General features: G+C 50.6%; 1 protein-coding gene, 2 tRNA genes and 3 rRNA genes. 1 reads left to right on the top strand and 5 read right to left on the bottom strand.

Translation table 11 applies throughout. The features are described 5' to 3' along the window. Positions 1 to 12: 12 nt before the first annotated feature. From rrf to ACIGHN_RS27910, 5 genes are all read right to left on the bottom strand, one after another. Positions 13 to 125, bottom strand: a 5S ribosomal RNA gene (gene rrf, locus ACIGHN_RS27890). Positions 126 to 300: 175 nt separating this feature from the next. Next, positions 301 to 3,179, bottom strand: a 23S ribosomal RNA gene (locus ACIGHN_RS27895). 375 nt (positions 3,180 to 3,554) lie between these two features. Further along, positions 3,555 to 3,630 (bottom strand) — tRNA-Ala (locus tag ACIGHN_RS27900). Between the two features lie 61 nt (positions 3,631 to 3,691). Beyond that, a tRNA-Ile gene (locus tag ACIGHN_RS27905) sits at positions 3,692 to 3,768 on the bottom strand. 52 nt (positions 3,769 to 3,820) lie between these two features. Continuing rightward, positions 3,821 to 5,349, bottom strand: a 16S ribosomal RNA gene (locus ACIGHN_RS27910). Together the 16S, 23S and 5S rRNA genes with 2 tRNA genes alongside form the textbook arrangement of a ribosomal RNA operon. Positions 5,350 to 5,683: 334 nt before the next feature. On the opposite strand from ACIGHN_RS27910, the gene ACIGHN_RS27915 reads away from it, so the two are divergent. Continuing rightward, on the top strand, positions 5,684 to 5,870 hold a 187-nt coding region (locus tag ACIGHN_RS27915), incomplete at its 3' end, for a hypothetical protein (RefSeq protein ID WP_396507570.1).

A 5,870-nucleotide genomic window follows, 5' to 3' on the forward strand; every position in this document is an offset into this window, starting at 1 on the left:
TGGGCTGTAAGAGCCTGACGATGACCTACTTTCACACGGGAACCCGCACTATCATCGGCGCAAAGTCGTTTCACTGTCCTGTTCGGGATGGGAAGGAGTGGTACCAACTTGCTATGGTCATCAGGCATAAAGGGTTGCCATACTGAACGCCGTTTTGGAGTTCAGTACAACGAATTCATAGAGTTAAATCAGCTTTTGGTGTTTTGACTGCGTCTAACTTGGCATAACAATCTTTGAGCTTTGGCACGGTCATCGATATCGATATAGACATCGATGCTGTGTATTGGCAATCAAAGTTATAGGGTCAAGCCGCACGAGCAATTAGTATCAGTTAGCTTAACGCATTACTGCGCTTCCACACCTGACCTATCAACGTCCTGGTCTTGAACGACTCTTTAGGGGGCTCAAGGCCCCGGCAGATCTCATCTTGAAACGAGTTTCCCGCTTAGATGCTTTCAGCGGTTATCTCTTCCACACTTAGCTACTCGGCAATGCCACTGGCGTGACAACCGATACACCAGAGGTGTGTCCACTCCGGTCCTCTCGTACTAGGAGCAGGCTTCCTCAAATCTGCAGCGCCCACGGAAGATAGGGACCAAACTGTCTCACGACGTTTTAAACCCAGCTCACGTACCTCTTTAAATGGCGAACAGCCATACCCTTGGGACCGGCTACAGCCCCAGGATGAGATGAGCCGACATCGAGGTGCCAAACACCGCCGTCGATATGAACTCTTGGGCGGTATCAGCCTGTTATCCCCAGAGTACCTTTTATCCGTTGAGCGATGGCCCTTCCATACAGAACCACCGGATCACTATGTCCTGCTTTCGCATCTGCTCGACTTGTCAGTCTCGCAGTTAAGCACGCTTATGCCATTGCACTATCGTCACGATGTCCGACCGTAACTAGCGTACCTTCGAACTCCTCCGTTACGCTTTGGGAGGAGACCGCCCCAGTCAAACTGCCTACCATGCACTGTCCCCGATCCAGATAATGGACCTAGGTTAGAACCTCAAACACACCAGGGTGGTATTTCAACGTTGGCTCCATGAGATCTAGCGACCTCACTTCAAAGCCTCCCACCTATCCTACACAGATCTGTTCAAAGTCCAATACAAAGCTACAGTAAAGGTTCATGGGGTCTTTCCGTCTTTCCGCGGGGAGATTGCATCATCACAAACATTTCAACTTCGCTGAGTCTCAGGAGGAGACAGTGTGGCCATCGTTACGCCATTCGTGCAGGTCGGAACTTACCCGACAAGGAATTTCGCTACCTTAGGACCGTTATAGTTACGGCCGCCGTTTACTGGGACTTCAATCAAGAGCTTGCACCCCATCATTTAATCTTCCAGCACCGGGCAGGCGTCACACCCTATACGTCCACTTTCGTGTTTGCAGAGTGCTGTGTTTTTATTAAACAGTCGCAGCCACCGATTTTTTGCAACCCCGTTGGGCTCCCTCTGTACGAGTTCACCTACTTGGGGCATACCTTCTCCCGAAGTTACGGTATCAATTTGCCGAGTTCCTTCTCCTGAGTTCTCTCAAGCGCCTTAGAATACTCATCTCGCGCACCAGTGTCGGTTTGCGGTACGGTCGTCAATAGCTGAAGCTTAGTGGCTTTTCCTGGAAGCAGGGTATCACTCACTTCGTCTGCAAGCAGACTCGTTATCACCCCTCATCTAAGCCCGGCGGATTTGCCTACCAGGCACGACTACAGGCTTGAACCAACATGTCCAACAGTTGGCTGAGCTAACCTTCTCCGTCCCCACATCGCACTATTGATCGGTACAGGAATATTGACCTGTTTCCCATCAGCTACGCATCTCTGCCTCGCCTTAGGGGCCGACTCACTCTACGCCGATGAACGTTGCGTAGAAAACCTTGCGCTTACGGCGAGGGGGCTTTTCACCCCCTTTAACGCTACTCATGTCAGCATTCGCACTTCTGATACCTCCAGCATCCGTCACCAGACACCTTCACAGGCCTACAGAACGCTCTCCTACCACGTGCAATAAATTGCACATCCGCAGCTTCGGTAACTGGCTTAGCCCCGTTACATCTTCCGCGCAGGACGACTCGATCAGTGAGCTATTACGCTTTCTTTAAATGATGGCTGCTTCTAAGCCAACATCCTGACTGTTTTAGCCTTCCCACTTCGTTTCCCACTTAGCCAATTTTAGGGACCTTAGCTGGCGGTCTGGGTTGTTTCCCTCTTGAGTCCGGACGTTAGCACCCGGTGCTCTGTCTCCCAAGCTGTACTCTGCAGTATTCGGAGTTTGCATAGGTTTGGTAAGTCGCCATGACCCCCTAGCCTAAACAGTGCTCTACCCCCGCAGGTAATACTTGAGGCACTACCTAAATAGTTTTCGGAGAGAACCAGCTATTTCCAAGTTTGTTTAGCCTTTCACCCCTATCCACAGCTCATCCGCTAGTTTTGCAACACTAGTCGGTTCGGACCTCCAGTACCTGTTACGGCACCTTCATCCTGGCCATGGATAGATCACTTGGTTTCGGGTCTACACCCAGCGACTGATTCGCCCTATTCGGACTCGATTTCTCTACGGCTTCCCTATTCGGTTAACCTTGCCACTGAATGTAAGTCGCTGACCCATTATACAAAAGGTACGCAGTCACCCTTGCGGGCTCCTACTTTTTGTAAGCATGCGGTTTCAGGATCTATTTCACTCCCCTCCCGGGGTTCTTTTCGCCTTTCCCTCACGGTACTGGTTCACTATCGGTCGATTACGAGTATTTAGCCTTGGAGGATGGTCCCCCCATATTCAGACAGGATTTCTCGTGTCCCGCCCTACTTGTCTCTACCTTAGTACCACACGTCTGTTTTCGCATACAGGGCTATCACCTGCTATGGCCGGACTTTCCATTCCGTTTTGCTAACAGTCGTGCTATCAATAGAAGGCTCTTCCGATTTCGCTCGCCACTACTTTCGGAATCTCGGTTGATGTCTTTTCCTCGAGCTACTGAGATGTTTCAGTTCACCCGGTTCGCCTCGCATGACTATGTATTCATCATGCGATACCTCTTGCGAGGTGGGTTTCCCCATTCAGAAATCTCCGGATCAAAGCTTATTTGCCAGCTCCCCGAAGCTTATCGCAGGCTATCACGTCTTTCGTCGCCTGTAATCGCCAAGGCATCCACCACATGCTCTTAGTCACTTGACCCTATAACTTTGACGTCTCTTTCGAAACATCGCCATCTAATCTTTCAAGGACTTGCCAGGTCTTTCACCTGACGCGTTATGCCGTAATGTGAATAATTCCTCAATATCACTATCAAGAAACATTCGTCATTACTAATTTCAAATCAGCTTTCGCTTATTGAATATTCGTTTTGACGCAATCAAAAAATTGTCGTCAGAGGCACGGTCTGCACTAAACCTTTACGAATGTGCAGTTTCCTCTGACAACGCTGATTCGACTCTATGAATTTTTAAAGAACAGCCGATTGATCAAACGATGTTGATCAACAACAAAGCAGCCTCTTGCAAAGCCACTTTGGTGTTGAATAACCGAAGTTTTCTACTATTGTTGTCGGAGTGGTGGAGGATGACGGGATCGAACCGACGACCCCCTGCTTGCAAAGCAGGTGCTCTCCCAGCTGAGCTAATCCCCCATCTCGATACCCTGCCTGCAGCCAGCTCATTCGCCAACCCGCAGCCATCGCCATCGGAATTTGGTGGGTCTAGTTGGGCTCGAACCAACGACCCCTGCGTTATCAACACAGTGCTCTAACCAGCTGAGCTACAGACCCTTTTCCAACAACCGATAAGTGTGGGCGTTCAATATTGAATGCGGTTTTCCAGAAAGGAGGTGATCCAGCCGCACCTTCCGATACGGCTACCTTGTTACGACTTCACCCCAGTCACGAACCCTGCCGTGGTAATCGCCCTCCTTGCGGTTAGGCTAACTACTTCTGGCAGAACCCGCTCCCATGGTGTGACGGGCGGTGTGTACAAGACCCGGGAACGTATTCACCGCGACATTCTGATCCGCGATTACTAGCGATTCCGACTTCACGCAGTCGAGTTGCAGACTGCGATCCGGACTACGACTGGCTTTATGGGATTGGCTCCCCCTCGCGGGTTGGCAACCCTCTGTACCAGCCATTGTATGACGTGTGTAGCCCCACCTATAAGGGCCATGAGGACTTGACGTCATCCCCACCTTCCTCCGGTTTGTCACCGGCAGTCCCATTAGAGTGCCCTTTCGTAGCAACTAATGGCAAGGGTTGCGCTCGTTGCGGGACTTAACCCAACATCTCACGACACGAGCTGACGACAGCCATGCAGCACCTGTGTTACGGTTCTCTTTCGAGCACTAAGCCATCTCTGGCAAATTCCGTACATGTCAAAGGTGGGTAAGGTTTTTCGCGTTGCATCGAATTAAACCACATCATCCACCGCTTGTGCGGGTCCCCGTCAATTCCTTTGAGTTTCAACCTTGCGGCCGTACTCCCCAGGCGGTCAACTTCACGCGTTAGCTTCGTTACTGAGTCAGTGAAGACCCAACAACCAGTTGACATCGTTTAGGGCGTGGACTACCAGGGTATCTAATCCTGTTTGCTCCCCACGCTTTCGTGCATGAGCGTCAGTACAGGTCCAGGGGATTGCCTTCGCCATCGGTGTTCCTCCGCATATCTACGCATTTCACTGCTACACGCGGAATTCCATCCCCCTCTACCGTACTCTAGCTATGCAGTCACAAATGCAGTTCCCAGGTTGAGCCCGGGGATTTCACATCTGTCTTGCATAACCGCCTGCGCACGCTTTACGCCCAGTAATTCCGATTAACGCTCGCACCCTACGTATTACCGCGGCTGCTGGCACGTAGTTAGCCGGTGCTTATTCTTACGGTACCGTCATGGACCCTCTTTATTAGAAAGAGTCTTTTCGTTCCGTACAAAAGCAGTTTACAACCCGAAGGCCTTCATCCTGCACGCGGCATGGCTGGATCAGGCTTTCGCCCATTGTCCAAAATTCCCCACTGCTGCCTCCCGTAGGAGTCTGGGCCGTGTCTCAGTCCCAGTGTGGCTGGTCGTCCTCTCAGACCAGCTACAGATCGTCGGCTTGGTAAGCTTTTATCCCACCAACTACCTAATCTGCCATCGGCCGCTCCGTCCGCGCAAGGCCTTGCGGTCCCCTGCTTTCATCCGTAGATCGTATGCGGTATTAGCAAAGCTTTCGCTCCGTTATCCCCCACGATCGGGCACGTTCCGATGTATTACTCACCCGTTCGCCACTCGTCAGCATCCGAAGACCTGTTACCGTTCGACTTGCATGTGTAAGGCATGCCGCCAGCGTTCAATCTGAGCCAGGATCAAACTCTACAGTTCGATCTTGATTTTTTCGCTCTTTCGAGCAACTCATAAAAAAGAATTGAAGTGAACTTCACTTCTATCTCATGAGCGTTTGTAGTGCTAAGCACTAGTTCCAAAGAACTTGGCACTCGCCATCAAACGCCCACGCTTATCGGCTGTATATTTTTAATGAACCGGATCACTCACAAAGACCGAAGTCTTTCTTTGTTTTCCCGACTTAGCTGCGATCAGCTGAGCCTTGAATTCTAGCACAGTTTTTGAAGAACTGTCAAACTTTTGAAAACTTTTTTTCGTTTTCATCACCTTCCGAATTCAGCATCTTTCGACGCATCCTCCGTTCAGCGAAGCCTTGAATTATATACCGGTTTTTATCCCGCTTGCAACTCAAAACCAAACTTTCTTCACCACCCACCCAGAAGATCCGCAGCAACAACGACCAGAAGCCTTCATCACCAACCAACCTCCTGAACTTCAACATCTCCTGCAATCTGCAGCAGCCGTCTCAGTAGCGAAGCCCTCGACTATAGCACCGTTTT

The organism is Acidovorax sp. NPDC077693, from assembly GCF_044542805.1.
In the GTDB taxonomy this organism is placed as follows: Bacteria; Pseudomonadota; Gammaproteobacteria; order Burkholderiales; family Burkholderiaceae_C; genus Acidovorax.